This is a genomic window from Streptomyces sp. NBC_00726 (genome assembly GCF_045161735.1).
In the GTDB taxonomy this organism is placed as follows: Bacteria; Actinomycetota; Actinomycetes; order Streptomycetales; family Streptomycetaceae; genus Streptomyces.
On the sequence record NZ_CP108983.1, the window covers coordinates 3240281 to 3263075 of the forward strand.

The 22795-nt window shown below is 69.3% G+C and carries 20 protein-coding genes and 2 tRNA genes; 8 read left to right on the plus strand and 14 right to left on the minus strand.

What is annotated here, in order from left to right:
- Positions 1–3: 3 nt before the first annotated feature.
- A tRNA-Ala gene (locus OG338_RS14425) sits at positions 4–76 on the minus strand.
- A gap of 168 nt (positions 77–244) precedes the next feature.
- Between OG338_RS14425 and OG338_RS14430 the strand changes: the two genes are divergently transcribed.
- Together OG338_RS14430 and OG338_RS14435 are read left to right on the plus strand one after the other, a co-directional pair.
- Positions 245–793 (plus strand): DNA-binding protein, encoded by a 549-nt coding sequence (locus OG338_RS14430; protein ID WP_405937724.1) that lies wholly within the window; start codon positions 245–247, stop codon positions 791–793.
- A gap of 56 nt (positions 794–849) precedes the next feature.
- A complete protein-coding gene (locus tag OG338_RS14435; RefSeq protein WP_405937725.1) occupies positions 850–2205 on the plus strand; it encodes a serine/threonine protein kinase in 1356 nt (451 codons plus the stop codon).
- A gap of 21 nt (positions 2206–2226) precedes the next feature.
- Here OG338_RS14435 and OG338_RS14440 read toward each other — a convergent pair whose 3' ends face one another.
- The 3 genes from OG338_RS14440 to OG338_RS14450 all read right to left on the minus strand — a co-directional run bounded on the left by OG338_RS14440 (position 2227) and on the right by OG338_RS14450 (position 5825).
- Positions 2227–3561 (minus strand): hypothetical protein, encoded by a 1335-nt coding sequence (locus OG338_RS14440; protein WP_405940423.1) that lies wholly within the window; start codon positions 3559–3561, stop codon positions 2227–2229.
- Positions 3562–3578: 17 nt separating this feature from the next.
- Positions 3579–5540: a vWA domain-containing protein gene (locus tag OG338_RS14445; protein WP_405937726.1), complete on the minus strand. Its 1962-nt coding sequence runs from the start codon at positions 5538–5540 to the stop codon at positions 3579–3581.
- Positions 5541–5690: 150 nt separating this feature from the next.
- Positions 5691–5825 carry a DLW-39 family protein gene (locus OG338_RS14450; protein WP_003958712.1) on the minus strand — a complete coding sequence of 45 codons (135 nt, stop codon included), beginning with the start codon at positions 5823–5825 and terminating at the stop codon, positions 5691–5693.
- 295 nt (positions 5826–6120) lie between these two features.
- Here OG338_RS14450 and OG338_RS14455 point away from each other — a divergent pair, with 295 nt between their 5' ends.
- A complete protein-coding gene (locus tag OG338_RS14455; protein WP_405937727.1) occupies positions 6121–6498 on the plus strand; it encodes a DUF6344 domain-containing protein in 378 nt (125 codons plus the stop codon).
- Between the two features lie 188 nt (positions 6499–6686).
- On the opposite strand, the gene OG338_RS14460 is transcribed toward OG338_RS14455, so the two are convergent.
- The 10 genes from OG338_RS14460 to dnaA all read right to left on the minus strand — a co-directional run bounded on the left by OG338_RS14460 (position 6687) and on the right by dnaA (position 19716).
- Entirely contained in the window at positions 6687–6875 is a 189-nt protein-coding gene (locus OG338_RS14460) for a hypothetical protein (RefSeq protein ID WP_405937728.1), read from the minus strand.
- Positions 6876–7070: 195 nt separating this feature from the next.
- Positions 7071–7147, minus strand: a tRNA-Ile gene (locus tag OG338_RS14465).
- A 76-nt stretch (positions 7148–7223) separates the two neighbouring features.
- The gene (locus tag OG338_RS14470) at positions 7224–7823 is read right to left on the minus strand and encodes a DUF3566 domain-containing protein (protein WP_330312805.1); all 600 of its coding nucleotides are present in this window, start codon (positions 7821–7823) and stop codon (positions 7224–7226) included.
- 93 nt (positions 7824–7916) lie between these two features.
- Positions 7917–10571, minus strand: coding sequence for a DNA gyrase subunit A (gene gyrA, locus OG338_RS14475; RefSeq protein WP_405937729.1), 2655 nt, complete (start codon positions 10569–10571; stop codon positions 7917–7919).
- 46 nt (positions 10572–10617) lie between these two features.
- Positions 10618–12705 carry a DNA topoisomerase (ATP-hydrolyzing) subunit B gene (gyrB, locus tag OG338_RS14480; protein ID WP_405937730.1) on the minus strand — a complete coding sequence of 696 codons (2088 nt, stop codon included), beginning with the start codon at positions 12703–12705 and terminating at the stop codon, positions 10618–10620.
- A gap of 354 nt (positions 12706–13059) precedes the next feature.
- Entirely contained in the window at positions 13060–13623 is a 564-nt protein-coding gene (locus tag OG338_RS14485) for a DUF721 domain-containing protein (RefSeq protein WP_405937731.1), read from the minus strand.
- The gene (gene recF, locus OG338_RS14490; protein ID WP_405937732.1) at positions 13620–14750 is read right to left on the minus strand and encodes a DNA replication/repair protein RecF; all 1131 of its coding nucleotides are present in this window, start codon (positions 14748–14750) and stop codon (positions 13620–13622) included. Before recF ends, OG338_RS14485 begins: the two co-directional genes overlap by 4 nt.
- An 85-nt stretch (positions 14751–14835) precedes the next feature.
- Positions 14836–15714: a phosphogluconate dehydrogenase (NAD(+)-dependent, decarboxylating) gene (gene gnd / locus OG338_RS14495; protein WP_365676960.1), complete on the minus strand. Its 879-nt coding sequence runs from the start codon at positions 15712–15714 to the stop codon at positions 14836–14838.
- A 128-nt stretch (positions 15715–15842) separates the two neighbouring features.
- Entirely contained in the window at positions 15843–16973 is a 1131-nt protein-coding gene (gene dnaN / locus OG338_RS14500) for a DNA polymerase III subunit beta (protein WP_405937733.1), read from the minus strand.
- Between the two features lie 937 nt (positions 16974–17910).
- Positions 17911–19716, minus strand: coding sequence for a chromosomal replication initiator protein DnaA (dnaA, locus tag OG338_RS14505; RefSeq protein ID WP_405937734.1), 1806 nt, complete (start codon positions 19714–19716; stop codon positions 17911–17913).
- Positions 19717–20098: 382 nt separating this feature from the next.
- On the opposite strand from dnaA, the gene rpmH reads away from it, so the two are divergent.
- Genes rpmH through OG338_RS14530 form a run of 5 tightly spaced genes read left to right on the plus strand, consistent with a single transcriptional unit; the run spans position 20099 to position 22772 of the window.
- Entirely contained in the window at positions 20099–20236 is a 138-nt protein-coding gene (gene rpmH, locus OG338_RS14510; RefSeq protein WP_006348049.1) for a 50S ribosomal protein L34, read from the plus strand.
- A gap of 21 nt (positions 20237–20257) precedes the next feature.
- A complete protein-coding gene (rnpA, locus tag OG338_RS14515) occupies positions 20258–20629 on the plus strand; it encodes a ribonuclease P protein component (protein ID WP_405937735.1) in 372 nt (123 codons plus the stop codon).
- Positions 20626–20985: a membrane protein insertion efficiency factor YidD gene (gene yidD, locus OG338_RS14520; RefSeq protein WP_164399270.1), complete on the plus strand. Its 360-nt coding sequence runs from the start codon at positions 20626–20628 to the stop codon at positions 20983–20985. The genes rnpA and yidD overlap by 4 nt, the downstream gene beginning before the upstream one ends.
- 3 nt (positions 20986–20988) lie before the next feature.
- Entirely contained in the window at positions 20989–22248 is a 1260-nt protein-coding gene (gene yidC, locus OG338_RS14525; RefSeq protein ID WP_405937736.1) for a membrane protein insertase YidC, read from the plus strand.
- 14 nt (positions 22249–22262) lie between these two features.
- Positions 22263–22772, plus strand: coding sequence for a protein jag (locus OG338_RS14530; RefSeq protein WP_405937737.1), 510 nt, complete (start codon positions 22263–22265; stop codon positions 22770–22772).
- Positions 22773–22795: the final 23 nt, after the last annotated feature.

A 22795-nucleotide genomic window follows, 5' to 3' on the forward strand; every position in this document is an offset into this window, starting at 1 on the left:
ATGTGGAGCCTAGGAGATTCGAACTCCTGACATCTGCCTTGCAAAGGCAGCGCTCTACCAACTGAGCTAAGGCCCCGACAGCACGCAGCCCGAACACCTCGATGTTTCGGCCACCGCCGCAGAACAGAGTACCGGCTCACCCCGGTGATCCTGCAAAAATTCGGGGACTCCCCGTGTGCGACCACGCTCCGTAAGATGCTGGTCGAGGTTCGCAGCAGCGAAGCCGATGCGAAGGGGAGACGCAATGGATGCAGCGCAGCAAGAGGCGACGGCCAGAGCCAGAGACCTCCAGCGCAGTTGGTACGGGGAGCCGTTGGGGGCGCTCTTCCGCCGGCTGATCGACGACCTCGGCCTCAACCAGGCCCGCCTCGCCGCGGCACTCGGACTGTCCGCTCCCATGCTCTCCCAGCTCATGAGCGGTCAGCGCGCGAAGATCGGCAACCCGGCTGTCGTCCAGCGCGTCCAGGCCCTTCAGGAGCTGGCCGGCCAGGTCGCCGACGGCAGCGTCAGCGCGGCCGAGGCCACGGCCCGCATGGAGGAGATCAAGAAGTCCCAGGGCGGCTCGGTCCTTTCCGGCACCGGCCAGACCACATCGAGCGGCGGAGCGCCCACCGTCCGCCGGGTGGTCCGGGAGATCCAGTCGCTGCTGCGCTCGGTCGCGGCGGCCGGTGACATCATCGATGCGGCGGACTCCCTCGCCCCGACCCACCCGGAACTGGCAGAGTTCCTCCGGGTGTACGGAGCAGGGCGCACCGCGGAAGCGGTGGCGCACTACGAGAGCCACCAGAACTAGGCCCCGCACGGGACAGGGCACGGGCCGGAACATGAACGGGGAGCGGGCGCAGCGCCATGGGTGAGGTCTTCGCCGGACGGTACGAACTGGTCGATCCGATCGGACGCGGTGGGGTCGGTGCCGTGTGGCGCGCCTGGGACCACCGGCGCCGCCGCTATGTGGCGGCCAAGGTGCTCCAGCAGAGCGACGCGCACACGTTGCTCCGCTTCGTCCGTGAACAGGCGCTGCGCATCGAGCACCCCCATGTGCTGGCGCCTGCCAGCTGGGCCGCCGACGACGACCAGGTCCTCTTCACCATGGACCTGGTCAGCGGTGGCTCGCTGGCCCATGTCATCGGCGACTACGGCCCGTTGCCCCCTCGGTTCGTCTGCACCCTGCTCGACCAGCTGCTGTCCGGCCTCTCGACGGTGCATGCCGAAGGTGTCGTGCACCGGGACATCAAACCGGCCAACATCCTGATGGAGGCCACCGGCCGGGGCCGCCCGCATCTGCGCCTTTCGGACTTCGGCATCTCCATGCGCAAGGGCGAGCCGCGTCTCACCGAGACGAACTACGTGGTGGGGACGCTCGGTTACTTCGCACCCGAGCAGATGATGGGTGCCGAACCGGACTTCCCGGCGGACCTCTTCGCGGTCGGCCTGGTCGCCCTCTATCTGCTCCAGGGCACCAAGCCCGACTCGCAGCAGCTCATCGAGCACTTCGCGGAGCACGGCACGCCCAGTGCCCCGGACGGCGTCCCGGAGCCGCTGTGGCAGGTCATCGCGGGGCTCCTCCAGCCGGACCCGCAGAACCGATTCCGTACGGCCACGGGGGCGCGCAAGGCCCTGAACGCCGCCGTCGAGATGCTTCCCGAGCCCTCGGACGCCGAGGAGCCGGTGGAGGTCTTCGACCAGATCGGCCCGCTTCCCGAGGGCTTCGGCCCCGACGGCCCCGTGCCGCCCGGCAGTCCTGCGTCAGCGCACTCACCTGGTCCTCAGACAAGTGCCCCGGCTCCCCAGCCGGCGACGCCCCTGGCGACCGGCCCGCACTCCGGCGGGCAGCAGCAGCCCTACCCCTCCGCGCCCGCTCCCATGTCCGAGACGGGCAGCTTCCACCTCCCGCCTCCCGGCCCGGGCGTTCCCGCGCACCAGGCCCCGCAAACCGCCGCACCCGCCGCGGCCCCGTACGGCTACCCGAACCCGGCCGGCTACACCGCCCCCGACGCGGGTCCCGTGCACGCACCGGCTCCCGGCCCGCAGGATCAGTCCTTCACCCACCCCTACACGGCCCCCCGGCAAGGGGCTGCCCCCTTCCAGGCACCGGCGGCCGCCCCGGGAAAGCGTCCGGGACCGCCCCCGAAGGTGACGGTCCCGGTCCTGCTGGTGGCGCTGGTCTGCTTCGCCGTGGGCATCTGGGCGCTGACCCAGTCCTGAGTACGAGGACGGCCGCCCCGCCTACCAAGCCTGGGGCGGCCCTCCGTACGGGTACTGCCCGCCCGTGGGTGCGGCCGGTGCGGCCGCCGCACGGCGTCGCGCGATCAGGGTCCACGCCCCCAGCCAGAGCACCAGCACGGTGCCGGCGCCGATTCCGGCCGCCGCGACCAGCTTCATCGTGCCCCGCTCGCTCCTGGCCTCGGCGGCCTGCGCGCCGCTCTGCCCTTCCCGCGCCGCGTCCTTGTCGCCCTGGGTCACGGTGAAGATCCCTGCATCGCCCTTGTACGGCGACTTCCCCGCCTCGCCCTTCACAGTGATCTTGAGGGTCAGCGCGATCGGCTTCTGCCCGTACGCCTTCGCGACATCCGGGCTCAGCGTGACGGAGAGGTAGTACCAGCCCGCGAACCGCATCCCGCCGACATCGTCACTGGAGTCGTACCGGTTCCGGTACGCCACCGGGGGCAGCGGGTCGAAGGGGACGGAGACCGGCTTTCCCGAATAGGACGTCGGCGACACATCGGTGACATGCCCCAGCGCCGGGTTCTCCAGCGACACCGACAGCGCGTTGCTGACGTACGTGTTCTTCGCGGCGGTGCTGTTGCTCAGCTCGGTGGTGGCGAAGAGCTGCTGGCCCCAGTCCACCGGCACCCGGTAGAAGAGCGTCTGCCCGGGCTCGATCCGGTCCTTCCACTCACCGGTCTCCAGGCTCGTGGCGTCGTAGTAACCGGCGCCCCCGCGACGCGTGGAGTCCGTGGCGGCGGTGGGCGGCGGCGGTGACGCGGATGCCCAGGACGTCGGGGCGCTGGACGGCGCGGAGGAGGGTTTCGCGAGCTCCGGCTCGGAGGCGTAACGCAGCTCCAGGTCCCACTCCCCCTGATCGGAGGTCGCCTTGCTCTCCCGCTCGATCAGCGCGTAGTACGTACCGGCGTCCTGGCAACTGCCGTCGTTGTCGATCCGCCGGGAGGCATAGGCGGCGATGGGGCGCGGATACTGCGCGGACCCGAACACGGCGTCCTGCGAACTGCACTCGTCGTCCGAGCTGTCCCGGATGCTGACCGTGATCCCGTCCCCGTACGACACCTTGCCGCCGCCCTTCGGCACGACGACGGCGGAGACATAGGCATTCGTCTTCGCGTCCAGGTCCAGCCGGTAGTACAGCTTCTGCCCGCCCCGGATCGCGCTCTTGTAGACCCCGCCCGGCTTCAGCTTCGTCGCCTCGGCACTGATCTCGGCGCCGCCGGCCGGCTCTGCGTCCGGATCGAAGGTGTACGAGCCGGAGGCACCGGCCGCGTACGCCTGTCCCGGCAGCGCCGCCACCGCGAACACCGCCGCCACCGCCGCGAGCGCCCCCCGTATCCTGCTGCGCCGCCTCATCACGCGCTTCCCCTCGTCATCCGTACGGCCGCCCGTCGACGGCCGCGTACATATACGAACACGGCCAGAATCGCGGCCATGGCGGCAGCCCCCGCGCCCGCGGCCGCAACGACCGCCCATCCTGCCCCTCCCGCACCACCACTGTCTGCGGCGGCGACCGAATCATCCCGCTTGTCCGCCCCCGTGCCCTCCGCGCCGCCGGTCTTCCCGCCCGCCGGTCCCGTAACCGCCGGAGCGTCACGTCCCGGCCCGGAGCGTTCCTCACCCAGCACCGCCACCCGCAGCACCACACCGACCTCCGGGTTCTCCGCGATCTCCGCGGCCCGGGCGCCCAGCGTCACCGAGATGTAGAAGTCGCCCCCGACGCGCACCGGCTGGACGTACGACCGGCTCTCGTAGCGGTTGGTCCAGGCGATCGGGACCCCGCCCATCCGGACCGCCGCGGGGCTGCCGTCGTACAGCGTGCTCGTGTGGAACTCACCGCCCCCGTCGAGCGGGAAGCGGGCCGGTGTGTAGAGCCGGGTCGCGCCGTACGAGTAGGTGTGGTGGGCCCGGTCCACCGTGGGCTCGTTCGCGAACTCGACGGCGTAGGACACCTGCTGGCCCCAGCCCGCCGGGACCTTGTACCAGAGGGTCTGCGAGGGCAGGACGCGGTCGCGCCACACGCCGGGACCGAGCTTCCGCGCATCGTTGAAGCCGGTGCCGCCCCGCACATCGCGCGGATCGCCCATGGGCAGCTCGGCGTCCGCGTCGCCCTCGCCGAACTCCGTCTCCGACTGGGCGGGCGTCACCCCGTCCGCCGGCGGCGCCTCGGTCCCGTACACCAGCTCAAGGGGCCAACGGGCCGCGTCCGAGCCCTTCTTGCTCGTCCGCTCCACCACGAGCCGGTAGCGGCCCGCACGGTCGCAGACGCGGCCGCCGTCCGGGGAGGGGACCCGGGCGACGGCGGCCGTCAGCGGCACCGCGCCCTCCCGCTGCGAGAAGCGCGCGGTGTCCGTCGCGCAGTACCCGTGTCCGGTGTGCTCGATCCTGGTGGTGAGGGCGTCGAACGTGTCCACGGCCGCCCCCGGCTGCGGGACCGCCGTCGCGGCGAGGTCCGCGGTGGAGACGGCGTCGAAGTCCACCGCGTAATACCGCTTCTCGCCGGGCCCGATGGTGTCCAGGTACTGCCCGGGGGTCAGTACGGGTGCCCGGTCGGCGGTGGCCGCGCCGGTCACCCGGCGGCCCTTCAGCCGGTAGCCGTCCGCCGAGAGCCGGGCGGCGCGCTGGAGTTGGCGGGCCAGCGCGTCGGCGTCCGGGGCGTCGTAATAACGGCCGTTGCCCGCACGCGCGATGCACTCCAGCTGTTCGCGGGCGGGGCCCTTCACCTGGAAGCCGACGGTGTCGATGCGCAGCCCGAGCCCTTCCCCGCCGAGCCGCTCGGCAACCTCGCAGGGCGCCGGCGCACCGCAGTTGTCCTCGCCGTCCGAGACCAGCAGGATCGTGCGCGTACCGATGGCGCCGTCCGCCGGTTCGGGCAGGTCCTCGGCCGCCTTGCGGAGCGAGAGGCCGATGGGGGTGTCGCCCCGGGGCCGCACCGCCTCGACCGCCCGCTTCAGTCCGCCTCGGTCCAGCGCGCGCACCGGCTGGACGAGGCGGGTGTCCGTACAGCCGTGCGACCGGTCGGCGCCGTAGACCCGCAGCCCGGTCGGGAAGCCGTCCGGAAGGCCGTCCACCACCGTGGAGACGGCCGCGCGGGCGCTCTCCATCCGGGTGCGGCCGGTGCCGTCGTCGTCCCCCATGGAGCCGGATGAGTCGAGCACCATCACCAGGCTGCCGTTGCCGCCGGACCGCGCGGCGGCCGGTTTGCCCTGGGCGGCCGTTGCCGCCGGGGTGGGCAGCGCACCCGCCACCAGGGCGAACAGCGCCCCACCGATCAGAATCCCCGCCCGCGCACCGCCGCGGTGATGGCCTGTCCTCACCCGTGCCCCCTCGACCGAACAGCCAATGTCTTTGCTCACGCAAGCTATTGATTTGCTTACGCGAACTCAAGAGCACGGCTGTCACGGTCCCGCAACAGCACGAAGCCCCGGCCGCGTCAGCGACCGGGGCTCGTACCAGGCTGTTCTGTCTCAGACACCCGAACCTGCGGGCACGGAGTCGGTCGCCTCCGTCCACAGATCCTGCTCGGCGCGATCCGCCTGGATCTGGCGGTACACGAGGAGCCCGCCGATGGCGGCCAGTGCGACCAGGAGAAGCTTCTTCACCGCGCGACCTCGTCCTTCGTTGACGTAGGGGACTTCTGGCGCCCGACTATACACACCGGCCGATATCGACCGGTGACCTCCCCGCAACCCAATTGGCGCCTGCCGACGTGCGGCCGGAACCCCTCTGTGCGTGCCCTTCGGAAGCCCTCACGGGAGGCCGGGACGGACCGGTTGAACCATACGAGTGGTGTTCATCTGAAGATCGGCGCATGCGCGGCGTCGGTCCACGAAATCGCGGGCCGGATCCACATCATCGGAAAGGTAAGCAAACCGGACCACCTGAAAGTGAGGGGCCATGAGCACCGTCTCGGCCAAGAACCTCTGGACCGCCCTCGTCACCGCGTTCCTCGCACTCCTCGCGGCCCTGGGCCTCGCGAGCACCACGGCCACCGCCGCGCAGGCCACAACCACGAACACGGAGCCGGCGGCCACGGCCCACGAGCACACCCCCGCCGCCCGCGCAACCGCGACCGGACCTTCGGTGCGATGGACCCTTCCGCGTGACCGGGCGCTGCCGCCCACGATGAAGCAGCGCATCCGCGCCGAGGCCCACGGCTCCTCACCCGCCACCCGGCATCTGTCCGCGGACACGAAGAACGCCGTGAACACCACCGGCTCCGCCCGCACCTCGCACGGCACTCCGGCGCAGGACGCCTCGCTCCTCCCACCGTGACAGCGCCATAGCACCTGACCCCCTGAGCCCCCGGGCCGGTTCACACCGGACGGGGGCTTTCCCGTGCGCCCTGTGAGGGAAGCCGGGGCCCTGCATCTCGTACGAGCTCCAGGCCGGCAGGGCCGGCACCGGGACCTCCCTCCACGAGAGGCCGCCCCACCCACGCGTGAGCACAGACGGATGACGGGCTACCGCTTCAGCGCTCGGTAGCGCTTCAGGAGAGCAGTGATCTTGTCAGGATCAGCACGGCTGTTCAGCTCTGCCAGAAGATCGTCGGGACAGAGTTCGTAGAGGTCACCCCACCAGCGTCGCCCCTTGTTGTCCCAGATCCTGTAGCCGCCCGGCACTCCGCGTGCGACGTACCGCCGTCTGCTCACGCTGCCCCTCCCGTCGTTGTTCCCCTGGTCAGCAAAGCAGGAGGGAGGCCGTGCGTGCGGCTGTACCTGATCCCGGTCCGCATCCTGGTCCTCGGCCTGCGCCGCAGTGAGATGAACGACGAATCGTGGGCGCCGGTGGGCGTCAGCCGTAGATGTCGAAGGCCCCCCACTGTTTCCGGTGAGGGGCCTTCGTTCTGGTGGGGCTAACAGGATTTGAACCTGTGGCCTCATCCTTATCAGGGATGCGCTCTAACCAACTGAGCTATAGCCCCGCCGCGCTTTTCCGTCGCGCTGACTTCTGAAGATTAGCGCACGTCGGGGCCAGTCCCAAAATCGATACCCGGTGGGCTACTCGTCCTCCGCCAGCGTGAGCTCGACACCGCCCACGAAGCCCGCCGACAGGTTGTAGATGAAGGCGCCCAGGGTGGCCAGCGCGGTGGCCAGGACCACGTCGATCACCGCGATGACCGAGGTGAAGATCAGGACCCTGGGCAGCGACAGGAACGCCTGGAGGTCGAAGCCGTTGCCCTCGTTGGAACCGGTCGCCTCGCTGATGGTGCCGCCCACGGTGGAGAAGACGCCCATCGCGTCCATCACCATCCACAGGACCGCCGACGCCATCACCGTGCAGATGCCGAGCGCGATGGACAGCAGGAAGCTGACCTTCATCACCGACCACGGATCGGCCTTGGACACCCGCAGACGCGCCTTGCGGGTACGCGGAGTGGTCCGCGCCCCCGTCCGCGGCTTGCGGGCCGTCTGGGCCGGTCCCACGCCCTGCTGAGCACCGTAGGGCCGCCCACCGCCCTGAGTCCCGCCCGGAGGCGAGGGGTAAGCCTGCGGCGGGTGGTACGGGCCCGCCTGGCCAGGTGCGGGTTCCCGCTCTCCGGGCAGCGGCCCGGTCGCGTAACCCTCGTACTGGGGCTGAGGGCCCCGCGTATCCGTCACAGTGCCCCCTTGGGAGTCCGTGGCGGGGCCACGGGCACCGTTACCTCCGGCTCCGGAAGCGGCCGAACCGGCGCCCGTGGCTCCACTCACGCTTTACTCCTCGTGCTCCCTGGTCGAGGACGACGTGTCCTCGACATTGCTGTCGACCGTGCTGCCCGCGGCCTCGTCGGCCGTGGTCGCCCCGGTCGTGCCGCCTTCGGCGTCGCTGTCGACGGGTCCGTCGACCTCGTCGGCCTCGCGGCCCGCCTCGGCATTGCGGGCGATGCCGACGACGGCGTCCCGCTTGCCCAGATTGATCAGTTGGACGCCCATGGTGTCACGGCCCGTCTCCCTGACTTCGTTGACTCGCGTACGAATCACACCGCCGCCGAGCGTGATGGCGAGGATCTCGTCCGTCTCCTCCACCACCAGCGCGCCGACCAGCGAGCCCCGGTCCTCCACGATCTTGGCGGCCTTGATGCCGAGGCCACCGCGACCCTGGACGCGGTACTCGTCGACCGCGGTCCGCTTCGCGTACCCGCCGTCGGTGGCAGTGAACACGAAAGTACCGGGCCTGACGACATTCATCGAGAGCAGTTCGTCTCCCTCACGGAAACTCATGCCCTTGACGCCCGAGGTGGCGCGGCCCATCGGCCGCAGCGCCTCGTCCGTAGCGGTGAACCTGATCGACTGGGCCTTCTTGCTGATGAGCAGCAGATCGTCATCGGCCGAGACCAGCTCCGCGCCGATCAGCTCGTCGTCGGCGCCGTCCGCGGTCTCCCGCAGATTGATGGCGATGACGCCGCCGGAGCGGGGCGAGTCGTAGTCCTTCAACGCGGTCTTCTTCACCAGGCCGCCCTGGGTGGCCAGGATCAGATAGGGCGCGGCGTCGTAGTCGCGGATCGCCAGGATCTGCGCGATCCGCTCGTCCGGCTGGAAGGCCAGCAGGTTCGCCACGTGCTGGCCGCGCGCGTCCCGGCCGGCGTCCGGCAGCTCGTACGCCTTGGCGCGGTAGACCCGGCCCTTATTGGTGAAGAACAGCAGCCAGTGGTGCGTCGTGGACACGAAGAAGTGGTCGACGATGTCGTCTTCCTTGAGCTTCGTGCCGCGCACGCCCTTGCCGCCGCGCTTCTGCGAGCGGTAGTCGTCCGTCTTGGTGCGCTTCACATAGCCGCCGCGGGAGATCGTGACGACGATGTCCTCCTCGGCGATCAGGTCCTCGATGGACATGTCGCCCTCGAAGGGCACCAGCTTGGAACGCCGGTCGTCGCCGAACTTGTCGACGATCGCCGCCAGCTCCTCGCTGACGATCTGCCGCTGCCGCGCCGGCGAGGCCAGGATCTCGTTGTACTCGTTGATCTTCGCCTGGAGCTCGTCGTGCTCGGCGGTGATCTTCTGGTGCTCCAGCGCGGCCAGCCGGCGCAGCTGCATCTCCAGGATCGCGTTCGCCTGGAGGTCGTCGATCTCCAGCAGGCCCATCAGGCCCTCGCGCGCGATCTCGACGGTCTGGCTGCGCCGGATGAGGGCGATGACCTCGTCAATGGCGTTCAGGGCCTTCAGCAGGCCGCGCAGGATGTGCGCGCGCTCCTCGGCCTTGCGCAGCCGGAACTTCGTACGCCGGACGATGACCTCGATCTGGTGCGTCACCCAGTGGCGGATGAACGCGTCGATCGACAGGGTGCGCGGCACCCCGTCCACCAGCGCCAGCATGTTGGCGCCGAAGTTGGACTGGAGGTCGGTGTGCTTGTACAGGTTGTTCAGAACGACCTTGGCGACCGCGTCCCGCTTCAGTACGACGACCAGGCGCTGGCCGGTACGCGAGGAGGTCTCGTCGCGCACGTCGGCGATGCCGCCGATCTTGCCGTCCTTCACCAGGTCGGCGATCTTCTGCGCGAGGTTGTCGGGGTTGGTCTGGTACGGAAGCTCCGTGACGACCAGGCACTGGCGGTTCTGGATCTCCTCGACCGCCACGACCGCGCGCATCGTGATCGAGCCACGGCCCGTGCGGTACGCCTCTTCGATGCCCTTGCGGCCGACGACCAGCGCACCGGTCGGGAAGTCCGGGCCCTTGATCCGCTCGATCAGGGCTTCCAGCAGCTCCTCCTGGGAGGCTTCCGGGTTCTCCAGGTACCACTGGGCGCCGGACGCGACCTCGCGCAGATTGTGCGGCGGGATGTTGGTCGCCATGCCGACCGCGATGCCCGCGGAGCCGTTGACCAGCAGGTTCGGGAAGCGCGCCGGGAGGACCGTCGGCTCCTGGTTGCGGCCGTCGTAGTTGTCCTGGAAGTCGACGGTCTCCTCGTCGATGTCCCGGACCATCTCCATGGACAGCGGCATCATCTTGCACTCGGTGTACCGCATGGCGGCGGCCGGGTCGTTGCCCGGGGAACCGAAGTTGCCGTTGGAGTCCACCAGCGGCATGCGCATCGACCACGGCTGGGCCAGGCGGACCAGGGCGTCGTAGATCGAGGAGTCGCCGTGCGGGTGGTACGTACCCATGACGTCACCGACGACACGGGCGCACTTGTAGAAGCCCTTCTCGGGGCGGTAGCCGCCGTCGTACATCGCGTACAGCACCCGGCGGTGGACGGGCTTGAGGCCGTCCCGCACGTCGGGCAGCGCACGCGAGACGATGACGGACATCGCGTAGTCGAGGTAGGAGCGCTGCATCTCCGTCTCAAGCCCGACGGGCTCGACACGCATACCCACACCTTCGACGGGCGGAACCTCTTCGGGCGTCACGGGTGCGGGGGTGTTCTCGTCGGCCATTGCTGGTCAAAGTCCTTTCGCGCTGCGGCTTGCTTGTACGGCCGACTCAGATGTCGAGGAAGCGGACGTCCTTGGCGTTGCGCTGGATGAACGAGCGCCGCGCCTCGACGTCCTCACCCATGAGCACCGAGAACAGGTCGTCGGCCTGCGCCGCGTCGTCCAGCGTGACCTGGCCGAGCACCCGGTGGTCGACGTCCATCGTGGTGACGCGCAGCTCCTCGGCGTTCATCTCGCCGAGACCCTTGAAGCGCTGGATCGAGTCTTCCCTGATCCGCTTGCCGTTCTGCTTGCCGAGCGCGACCAGGGCGTCCCGCTCGCGGTCCGAGTACGCGTACTCGGAGTCGTCGCGACCCCACTTGATCTTGTAGAGCGGGGGGCGCGACAGGTAGACGTGGCCGGCCTCGACCAGCGGACGCATGAAGCGGAACAGGAAGGTCAGCAGCAGGGTGTTGATGTGCTGGCCGTCGACGTCGGCGTCCGCCATCAGGATGATCTTGTGATAGCGGAGCTTCTCGATGTCGAAGTCCTCGTGGACCCCGGTGCCGAACGCCGAGATCAGCGCCTGGACCTCGGTGTTCTGAAGGATCTTGTCGACCCGGGCCTTCTCGACGTTCAGGATCTTGCCGCGGATCGGCAGGATCGCCTGGTACATCGGATTGCGGCCGGACTTGGCCGAGCCGCCTGCGGAGTCACCCTCCACGATGAAGATCTCGCACTTGGTGGGGTCGTTCGACTGGCAGTCGCTGAGCTTGCCGGGGAGCGACGCGCTCTCCAGCAGCCCCTTGCGCCGGGTCAGGTCGCGCGCCTTGCGGGCCGCCACACGGGCGGTCGAGGCGGCGATGCCCTTGCGGATGATGTCGGCCGCCTCGTTGGGATTGCGGTCGAACCAGTCCGTCAGCTGCTCGTGGACGACCTTCTGCACGAAGGTCTTGGCCTCCGTGTTGCCCAGCTTGGTCTTCGTCTGGCCCTCGAACTGCGGCTCGCCCAGCTTCACCGAGATGATCGCGGTCAGACCCTCGCGGACGTCCTCACCGGTGAGGTTGTCGTCCTTCTCGCGAAGCAGCTTCTTGTCGCGGGCATACCGGTTGACCAGCGAGGTCAGCGCGGCGCGGAAGCCTTCCTCGTGCGTACCGCCCTCATGCGTGTGGATCGCGTTGGCGAAGGAGTACACACCTTCGCTGTACTGCGTGTTCCACTGCATGGCGATCTCGACCGAGAGCAGCCGGTCCTTGTCCTCGGCCTCGATGTCGATCACCGACTGGTGGATGACATCGCCCTTGCGGGAGTTGAGGTACTTGACGAAGTCGACGATGCCGTTCTCGTAGTGGTACGTGACCGAGCGGGCCACTTCCTCCTCGGGAACCTCCACCGCCTCGGCGCTGTCCGCACCGGCCGTCGCCTTCGCCGACTCGCGTTCGTCGGTCAGCTTGAGAGTGAGGCCCTTGTTGAGGAAGGCCATCTCCTGGAAGCGGCGCGAGAGCGTCTCGAAGGAGTACTCGGTCGTCTCGAAGATGTCGCCGTCGGCCCAGAAGGTGACGCTCGTGCCCGTCTCGTCGGTGGCCTCGTTACGCGCCAGCGGGGCGGTCGGGACACCGAACTTGTAGTCCTGGGTCCAGCGGTACCCGTCGGTCCTCACCTCGACGGCCACCCGCGTGGACAGGGCGTTGACGACGGAGACACCGACGCCGTGCAGACCACCGGAGACGGCGTAACCGCCGCCGCCGAACTTGCCGCCCGCGTGCAGGACGGTGAGCACGACCTCGACGGCGGGCTTGCCCTCGGACGGCACGATGCCGACCGGGATGCCACGACCGTTGTCGACCACGCGCACCCCGCCGTCGGCGAGGATCGTGACGTCGATGGTGTCCGCGTGCCCGGCCATGGCCTCGTCGACCGAGTTGTCCACGACCTCCTGTACGAGGTGGTGGAGACCGCGCTCACCGGTCGAGCCGATGTACATGCCGGGTCGCTTGCGGACCGCGTCCAGACCCTCCAGCACGGTGATCGCGCTGGCGTCGTACGAGGGCTGCGCCTCGGCCGGAGCGGGAGCGGCATCGCCCTCGTCCTGGGTGGACGGAATGTTCTCGTTGGGGTTGCCGGAATCGGCCACGAAGCGCCCTTTCTGGCACAGCACAGGCCGTTCTCCGGGCAGGCGGGAGCGGCTGCGTCGTTCGGCTTGTATCGACGAATCCCGCAAGACACGGGATTGTTCATCAGTCTACCGGTAGCACCGACCCGAATGGGGGTTTGCGGGTACCTGAGTACGCATGTGCCGCCCTGAATGAGCGGCTGACGACTCCCCATATCCGGGACGGGGCCTCAAGGGGCTCACACAGGCGTTGAGCGCTTCGGCCTGTCAGCCCTCCGCTACGGTGAGGGACGCCCGCCCACCACCACCTGGTTTCACGTGAAACGTGACCGGGTCCCCGGACAGCCGGAACCCGGCTCAGGTCCGGCTGCGGATGCCAAAAGCCCAGGTCGCAGCAGGTCAGCCGTAGGTGTCGCCCGGGCCCGTGCTCCCCGGGGCGCGCAGCGGACCGTACCGGTGCTGCGGCCCGCCGGGACCCAGCACCTTGATCATCCGCACCGTGCCGTTTCCCAGGTCCGCGTTGAGCCGGGCCACCAGCTGGGGAGCCAGCAGCCGCAGCTGCGTCGCCCAGGCCGTCGAATCGCACTGCACCGTCAGTACGCGCTGGTCCGGCTCCTCGTCGTACCGCACGGGCACGCAGTGCAGCGCGAGGTCGTCGCCGACGATCTGTGGCCAGCGGCCCATCACCCCGCCCACCGCCGCCGGGGTCTCCCAGCCGCGCTCGGTGATCAGCCGGTTGATCGCGGCGCCCAGCGGCAGCGGATCGCGGCCGTCCCGCCGCGCCCCGGAGCGCAGCCCGCCGCCGCGCCGGGCCTGCTTCTTCTGCTGCGCCGCCTCACCGCGCGCCCGCGCCTGCTCCTTCGCCGCTCGCAGAGCGACCCGAGCCAGGTCCACACCGGACGGCTCCGCCGGCTTCGCCCCGTCCTCGGCGCCCGGGGCCTTGCCCTCACCGTCGCCGCTCACACCCGCTCCACCTCGCCGGCGGACACCGCGTACCGCGTCCCCGCGAGCGCACCCGGCACGTCGTCGTCCACCGCCGCGGTCACCAGCACCTGCTCGGCCGGGGCCACCAACTCCGCCAGCCGCTCCCTGCGGCGGGCGTCCAGCTCGGCGAACACGTCGTCCAGCACCAGCACCGGTTCGTTGCCCTCGCCGCGCAGCAGTTCGTACGAGGCGAGGCGCAGCGCCAGCGCATACGACCAGGACTCCCCGTGGCTCGCGTACCCCTTGGCGGGCATGCCGCGCAGGCCGAGCACCAGGTCGTCGCGGTGCGGGCCGACCAGCGTCACTCCGCGCTCGATCTCCTGCTTGCGGACGCCGGCCAGGGCTTCGATGAGCTGTGCGTACAGCTCCTCACGCGTGCGCGCGGGGCCGGCCCCGCCGCCGACGGAGCCGCGGTAGTCCAGCGCCACCGGGCCGCCGCCCGGCGCCACGTCCCCGTACGCCTTGTCCGCCAGCGGCTGGAGCGTGGCGATCAGATCCAGGCGCTGGGCCAGCAGCTCCGCGCCGACTCCGGCCAGATGCTGGTCCCACACGTCGAGCGTCGACAGATCCAGGGAACGCCCGCCGTGTCTGCGTGCCATCGCGGCGGACTTCAGCAGCGTGTTCCGCTGCTTGAGCACGCGTTCGTAGTCGGAGCGCACCCCGGCCATCCGCGGCGCCCGCGCGGTGATCAGCTCGTCCAGGAACCGCCGGCGCTCGCCGGGGTCGCCCTTGATCAGGGCCAGGTCCTCGGGGGCGAACAGCACGGTCCGCACGATGCCGAGCACATCACGGGGTCTGACCTGCGACGATCGGTTGATCCGGGCGCGGTTCGCCTTGCCGGGGTTGAGCTCAAGCTCGACCAGCTGCGAGCGCTCGCCCTGGGTGACGGCCGCCCTGATCACCGCGCGCTCGGCGCCCATGCGGACGAGCGGAGCGTCGGAGGAGACACGGTGGCTGCCGAGCGTGGCGAGATAGCCGACGGCCTCCACCAGATTCGTCTTGCCCTGACCGTTGGCCCCCACGAACGCGGTGACGCCCGGGTCGAGGGACACCTCGGCCCGGGCGTACGAGCGGAAGTCGGCCAGCGACAGATGCGTGACGTGCATGTGGTGCGCCGACCTTCCCGGCTTCCTGCTCCGTGCTCCGTCGGTGGGAGGGCCGGTCCTGCCCCTCCCACCGCTCGTCGCGGGGTTACTTCTTGTTCTCGACCGCGTGGCCGCCGAACTGGTTGCGCAGCGCGGCGATCATCTTCATCTGCGGGGAGTCGTCCTGGCGCGAGGCGAAGCGCGCGAAGAGCGACGCGGTGATCGCGGGCAGCGGCACCGCGTTGTCGATCGCGGCCTCCACCGTCCAGCGGCCCTCGCCCGAGTCGGCCGCGTAGCCGCGGAGCTTGTCGAGGTGCTCGTCGTCGTCCAGGGCGTTGACCGCCAGGTCGAGCAGCCAGGAACGGATGACCGTGCCCTCCTGCCAGGAGCGGAAGACCTCGCGCACGTCGGTGACGGAGTCGACCTTCTCCAGGAGTTCCCAGCCCTCGGCGTACGCCTGCATCATGGCGTACTCGATGCCGTTGTGGACCATCTTGGCGAAGTGGCCGGCGCCGACCTTGCCCGCGTGGACCGAGCCGAAGTCACCCTCGGGCTTCAGGGCGTCGAAGATCGGCTGGACCTTCGCCACGTCCTCGGCGTCGCCGCCGTACATGAGCGCGTAGCCGTTCTCCAGGCCCCAGACGCCGCCGGAGACGCCGCAGTCCACGAAGCCGATGCCCTTGGCGCGCAGCTCCTCCGCGTGCTTCTCGTCGTCGGTCCAGCGGCTGTTCCCGCCGTCCACGACGATGTCGCCGGGCGACAGGAGCTCGGCCAGCTCGTCCACGGTGGACTGGGTCGCGGCTCCGGCCGGGACCATCACCCACACGACCCGGGGGCCCTTGAGGCTGCCCACAAGCTCTTCCAGGCTGTGGACGTCGGCGAGATCCGGGTTGCGGTCGTAACCGATGACGGTGTGGCCTGCGCGGCGGATGCGCTCGCGCATGTTGCCGCCCATCTTGCCGAGGCCGACGAGACCGAGCTCCATCAGAGATTCCTTAGCGTTGTGCCGATTCGTACCCGCATCCGAGCCTACGCCCGGAAGGGGACAGGACGCCGGGCGTGCTCGGCGCTGAACACGCCCGTCGGGCCCCGCCGGGGCGGGGCCGGGAGAGGTCAGCCGGAGAGGCGGACCGGCATGATCAGGTACTTGTACGCGTCGTCCGCTTCGGCGTCCACGGCCGGGCGGCCGCTGAGCAGCGCCGGCTTGGTGGAGGTCGTGAACGAGAGCTGGGCGACCGGGGAGTCGATGGCGCTGAGGCCATCGAGCAGGAAGGTCGGGTTGAAGGCGATCGAGATGTCGTCGCCCTCCAGCACGGAGTCGACCCTTTCCACAGCCTGTGCGTCGTCGCTGGAGCCGGCCTCCAGGATCAGGACGCCCTGCTCGAAGGTCAGCCGGACAGGGGTGTTGCGCTCGGCCACCAGGGCGACGCGCTTGACGGCCTCCACGAAGGGGGCGGTCTCGATCACGGCAACCGAGTTGAACTCGGTGGGGAAGAGCGTCCGGTACTTCGGCAGGTCGCCTTCGAGCAGTCGGGTGGTCGTACGCCGTCCGGCGCCCTCGAACCCGATGAGCCCTTCGCCCGCGCCGGAGCCGGACAGCGCCAGGGTGACCGTGTCACCGCTGGTGAGGGCCTTGGCGGTGTCGAGCAGCGTCTTGGCGGGGACCAGGGCGACGGCGGACGCCTCCGGGTCCTCCGGCTTCCAGAGGAACTCGCGGACCGCGAAGCGGTAGCGGTCGGTGGAGGCGAGGGTGACGGTGTCGCCCTCGATCTCGATGCGGACGCCGGTCAGGACGGGCAGCGTGTCGTCGCGGCCCGCGGCGATGGCGACCTGGGCGGCGGCGGAGGCGAAGACCTCACCGGGCACCGTGCCGGTCGCGGTCGGCATCTGCGGGAGCGCCGGGTACTCCTCCACAGGAAGGGTGTGGAGTGTGAATCGCGAGGAGCCGCAGGAGACGGTCGCCCGTACACCGTCTGTGGAGATCTCCACCGGCCGGTTGGGGAGGGCGCGGCAGATGTCGGCGAGCAGCCGGCCGGAGACGAGGACGGTGCCGTCCTCCTCGACCTCGGCCTCCACCGAAACCCGCGCCGAGACCTCGTAGTCGAAGCTGGAGAAGCTGAGCGCTCCGTCCTCGGCCTTCAGCAGAAGGCCCGCGAGAACGGGCGCCGGCGGACGGGCCGGAAGGCTGCGGGCCACCCAGGCCACCGCCTCCGCGAGTACATCGCGCTCCACCCGGATCTTCACCGGAACCGCCTCCTGCTGTTCTCGCCCTGTCGGCCTTCGTCGTCTGGTCGGGTCGCTCCACCGATGAGAGAGGGGAGGACGCCGGGGACCAGTCTGACGCACCGCACCGACACTCGTTGCTGCTCGGGGTCAAATCGCGGCGAGCGGCCCGGAGCGCTCCGAGGGCGAGTTGTGCACAGGCCCCACTTCGAAACGGATTCCGGGCTAACTATGGGTGGTGGTAGTAGTAGGCCCTGTGGAAACCGTGGATAACCCCGTTTTCGCAGCTCAGAGCCTATTTTTTATCCACCGACCCTGTGGGTGGAACCGGTGGACAACCCGGGCTTTCTGTGGACACCCGAAAGTTGTGCACAACCCGTACACAGGGGAGGGCGGTTTCTCCCCAGGTCTGTCCCCAGCTTTACCCCCGTTCCCCACAGGCCAACCCTGCCCCTCGGTGTGACGCCTTTCACTCGGGGCGGTGACGGGGCCTGTCGTGTTGCCGAACAGTGGACAGCGATGTGGAGAAGCGGCCTTCTGCTGGGGAAAACAGCCCCGGACCTGTGGGTAGCCGGTGGACAACCACGATCGCGGCCTGTGGACGAAAATCTTGTCCACAGGCTGTGGATCATCGTTGACCACAAATCCCCAACCCGCTGAGCTGGCCTGATGTCCTCCCGGAGGTTCTGCCTGTGGATGCAGTATGGACAACTTTTGGATCCCCAGGCTGTGGAGGGAAAAAAGTGCCCGGATCTGTGGAGAACACCCGTGTCCTCCCGACTAATCGAACAGACCGGGCCCTCAGGGAGCGGACCCGGTGGACGGCCGGCCGGCGTCCGGAGCCGCGCGAAGGGGGTTGCGAGCCGCTTTTTGGGGAACACAGAAGGGCGCTGTGCGGACTCCTGACGAGTCCGCACAGCGCCCTTCGGGGACGTGCGGGAGCCGGCGCGGGGCGCCGTCAGCCGTTCTTGATGCGGTTGGTGAGCTCCGTGACCTGGTTGTAGATGGAGCGCCGCTCCGCCATCAGCGCCCGGATCTTGCGGTCCGCGTGCATCACCGTCGTATGGTCCCGGCCGCCGAACTGCGCACCGATCTTCGGCAGTGAGAGATCGGTCAGTTCGCGGCACAGGTACATGGCGATCTGCCGGGCCGTCACCAGCACCCGGCTGCGCGACGATCCGCAGAGGTCTTCCACCGTCAGGCCGAAGTAGTCCGCGGTCGCCGCCATGATCGCGGACGCCGTGATCTCGGGGGCGGTGTCCTCGCCCCCCGGGATCAGATCCTTCAGCACGATCTCCGTGAGCCCCAGGTCCACGGGCTGCCGGTTGAGGCTCGCGAAGGCCGTCACCCGGATGAGAGCACCCTCCAGCTCACGGATGTTGCGCGAGATCCGCGAGGCGATGAACTCCAGCACCTCCGGAGGGGCGTTCAGCTGCTCCTGCACCGCCTTCTTGCGCAGGATCGCGATCCGGGTCTCCAGCTCGGGAGGCTGTACGTCGGTGGTCAGCCCCCACTCGAAACGATTCCGCAACCGGTCCTCCAGAGTGACCAGTTGCTTCGGCGGCCGGTCTGAGGACAGCACGATCTGTTTGTTGGCGTTGTGCAGCGTATTGAAGGTGTGGAAGAACTCCTCCTGCGTCGACTCCTTGCTCGCCAGGAACTGGATGTCGTCCACGAGCAGGATGTCGACATCGCGGTACCGCTTGCGGAAGGTGTCGCCCTTGCCGTCGCGGATCGAGTTGATGAACTCGTTGGTGAACTCCTCGGAGCTCACGTACCGCACCCGGGTGCCCGGGTAGAGGCTTCGCGCGTAGTGCCCGATGGCGTGCAGCAGATGGGTCTTGCCGAGTCCCGACTCCCCGTAGACGAACAGGGGGTTGTACGCCTTCGCGGGCGCCTCGGCCACCGCCACGGCCGCGGCGTGCGCGAAGCGGTTCGAGGCTCCGATGACAAAGGTGTCGAAGAGGTACTTCGGGTTCAGCCGGGCGTGCGGCTCGCCGGGGCCGGGGGCCGGTGCGGGCTGTGCGCCCATCGGGCCCGGGGCACCGCCGGGCCGGCCGGTGCCGGCACCGGGGCGGTGCTGCGGCTCCGGCAGCTCGGCGCGCTCGGGGCGGGGGTGTTCGGCGTGCTGGGGCTCGTACCCCTGGTGCTCGGGCGGCTGCTGACGGTAATCGCGCTGCGGGGGGCGGCCGCCGCCGTACGGCTCGCGCCACTGGTCGGCCGCTGGCTCGCGGTCCTGGAACCCGCCGAGCCGGGGCTGCTGCCAGGACAGGTCCTCCTGGGTGCGCGGCCAGGCCCCGGGCTCCGGGCGCTGCTGCTGGTAGTCCGGGTAGGCGGGCCGTGCGGTGGGCATGCCGTCGTCCGACGGCCGGCTTCCGTAGCCGTCGTATGCGTCGCCGTGCCGGCCCTCGTCGTGCTGCGGGCCCTGATAGCGGTGGGGCGGCTGGGGGGACTGGTGCAGCGGGGGCGCAGGCGGGCCCGACGGCTCGCCTGCGGAGTCGTCCACCGTGATCGCGATCCGGATGGGCCGCCCGCACTCGCGGCTCAGCGTCTCGCTGATGAGGGGGGCGAGGCGGCCTTCGAGGACCCGCTTGCCCCATTCATTGGGGACGGCGAGGAGCGCGGTGTCGGCGACCAGGGCGAGCGGCTGGCAGCGCTCGATCCACTGCTTGTCCTTCGGTTCAATGCCCTGTTGCCCCTCCCCGAGCAGCTGCTCCAGCACTCGCGGCCACACTGCGGCAAGATCGGCAGGTACGTCAGCCACAGGGCACGCTCTCTCGCTGGTCCCACGAATGTGTGGTTCTCGGGACGGGATGGGTCGGGGTGGGTGAGGACCGGCAGGCGGGAAGAAAAAGAACCGGAGTTCAGCCACGGTAGTCAGCCCGACCCGCGCGGTTCAAGTCGTTGTCCACAGCCTGTGCACAATGGGGGGTGCGACCGGGTCGGTTTGACCGGATGGCGTAGCCGCGCGTACCGTGACCAGGTCGAGTTGTCGATGGCTGCTGCCGCCTGCCTCCGATGGGCAAAGATCACGATCTGTGATTGTGAATGCGGTGCACTAGGGCGTTTACGCGAGTCTCTCGTGGGCGCACGGTGACAGCCAGGCGATGTCCCGCCAACACACGAGTCTTTTCTGGAGCCCCCGAGTGAGCAAGCGCACCTTCCAGCCGAACAACCGTCGTCGCGCGAAGACCCACGGCTTCCGGCTGCGTATGCGCACCCGTGCCGGCCGCGCGATTCTCGCGTCCCGCCGCAGCAAGGGTCGCGCCAGCCTGTCCGCCTGATCGCGTACAGGTCGTCATGACGTGCTGCCTTCCGAGAATCGGCTGAGGCGGCGCGAGGACTTCGCGACCGCGGTGCGACGAGGACGCCGGGCCGGTCGTCCGCTCCTCGTCGTCCATCTACGAAGCGGTGCAACCGACCCGCACGCGCCTGGGGAGAACGTTCCCCCGTCGCGTGCGGGTTTCGTTGTCAGCAAAGCCGTGGGTGGTGCGGTCGTCCGCACAGCGGTGAAGCGCAGGCTTCGCCACCTGGTCCGAGAACGGCTCGCCCTGCTGCCCCCCGGTAGCCTGGTTGTCGTACGAGCGTTGCCCGGATCGGGCGATGCCGGCCATGAACAGCTGGCCCGAGACCTGGACGCCGCCTTGCGGCGGCTACTGGGAGGGGGCGTGCGATGAAGTACCCGCTGCTGGCTCTCATCAAGCTGTACCAGTGGACGATCAGCCCACTGCTCGGGCCTGTCTGCCGTTACTACCCGTCGTGTTCCCACTATGGATATACGGCGATCGACCGGCACGGAGCGATCAAGGGAACGGCGCTGACCGCCTGGCGCATCCTGCGATGCAATCCGTGGTCACCCGGCGGCGTGGACTACGTACCACCACGCAAACGTCCGCGTTGGCACGAACTGCTGCGCAGCGCCATACGCGGCGGCAAGGGCGGGGACTCCGCCGCTGACGTGCCTCCCGGGGGTTCGGCCACCGAGCTCCCGAGTTCGGCCGCAGAGACTTCGCCCAATGCTCAAGGAGCCTGATTAGTGGACACGATTGCCAGTCTGTTCAGCTTCATCACCTGGCCCGTCTCCTGGGTCATCGTCCAGTTCCACAAGTTGTACGGGTGGATCTTCGGCCCTGACACCGGATGGGCCTGGGGTCTGTCCATCGTGTCCCTCGTGGTGCTCATCCGTATCTGTCTGATCCCGCTGTTCGTCAAGCAGATCAAGTCGACGCGGAACATGCAGCTGCTCCAGCCGAAGATGAAGGCGATCCAGGAGCGCTACAAGAGCGACAAGCAGCGTCAGTCCGAAGAGATGATGAAGCTGTACAAGGAGACGGGTACCAACCCGCTCTCCTCGTGCCTGCCGATCATCGCGCAGTCGCCGTTCTTCTTCGCGCTGTACCACGTACTCTCCGCGATCGCCTCGAACAAGAAGATCGGCGTCATCGACCAGTCGCTGCTGGACAGCGCCCGTCAGGCCCACATCTTCGGTGCTCCGCTGGCCGCCAAGTTCATGGACAGCGCGGAGAAGGTCGACGCCCTCGGCGCTTCGCTGACCGACGTCAGGATCGTCACCGCGGTCATGATCGTGATGATGTCGGCCTCGCAGTTCTTCACGCAGCGCCAGCTGATGACGAAGAACGTCGACCTGACGGTCAAGACGCCGTACATGCAACAGCAGAAGATGCTGATGTACATCTTCCCGCTGATCTTCGCGGTCATGGGCATCAACTTCCCCGTCGGTGTCCTCGTCTACTGGCTCACCACGAACGTCTGGACCATGGGTCAGCAGATGTACGTGATCAACCAGAACCCGACGCCGGGCAGCAAGGCGCAGGAGCAGTACCTCGGGCGCGTGCTGAAGAGCGTCACCGCGCACGGTGAGGTCCGCGGCCGGACCCGGCGCAATACCGTCAAGCGGATCGTGGCCAAGGGCCCGGACCGCAATGACATCGAGCGGAAGTTCGTCGTCGGACTGGCCAAGCTCGGCCTCGCTCCCCAGGAGGACGGCACGGTCACCAAGAGCGACACCGCCGCCGCCGAGGCCGAGGGCAGTGCCCCGCAGCGTCGCCAGCAGCCCAAGCGGCAGACGAAGGCGCAGCGCCAGACCGGTGCGGCCCACCAGGGTGGAGCCGGCGACGACTCCGACGAGCCGGAGTCCAAGACCTCCCTGAAGAAGAGCTCCGCGCAGGACGACAAGTCGAAGCCGGCGGGCAAGGCCGCGTCCGGCTCCTCACGCCAAGCCAAGTCCGGACAGCGCAAGGGCCCGCAGCGGCCCAAGCACCCGTCCAAGAAGTAAGAAGGAGTCCATCCGTGACGGAAGGCACCACCTCCACGGCCGCTGAGGGCAGCGACACCCTGACCCGCCTTGAGCAGGAAGGGGAGATCGCAGCGGACTACCTTGAGGGTCTGCTCGACATCGCCGACCTCGACGGCGACATCGACATGGACGTCGAGGCGGACCGGGCCGCGGTCTCGATCATCAGTGACTCGGCGCGCGAGCTGCAGAAGCTCGTGGGGCGCGACGGCGAGGTCCTGGAGGCGCTTCAGGAGCTGACCCGGCTCGCCGTGCACCGGGAGACCGGTGACCGGAGCCGTCTGATGCTGGACATCGCCGGGTTCCGGGCCAAGAAGCGCACGGAGCTCGCCGAGCTGGGTGCCAAGGCGGCGGACGAGGTCAAGAGCACCGGTGCGCCGGTGAAGCTGGACCCGATGACGCCGTTCGAGCGCAAGGTCGTGCACGACGCAGTCGCCGCGGCGGGCCTGCGCAGCGAATCGGAGGGCGAGGAGCCGCAGCGCTTCGTCGTCGTCCTGCCGGCCTGACCGGCTCCTTACCTGTCGGCCCC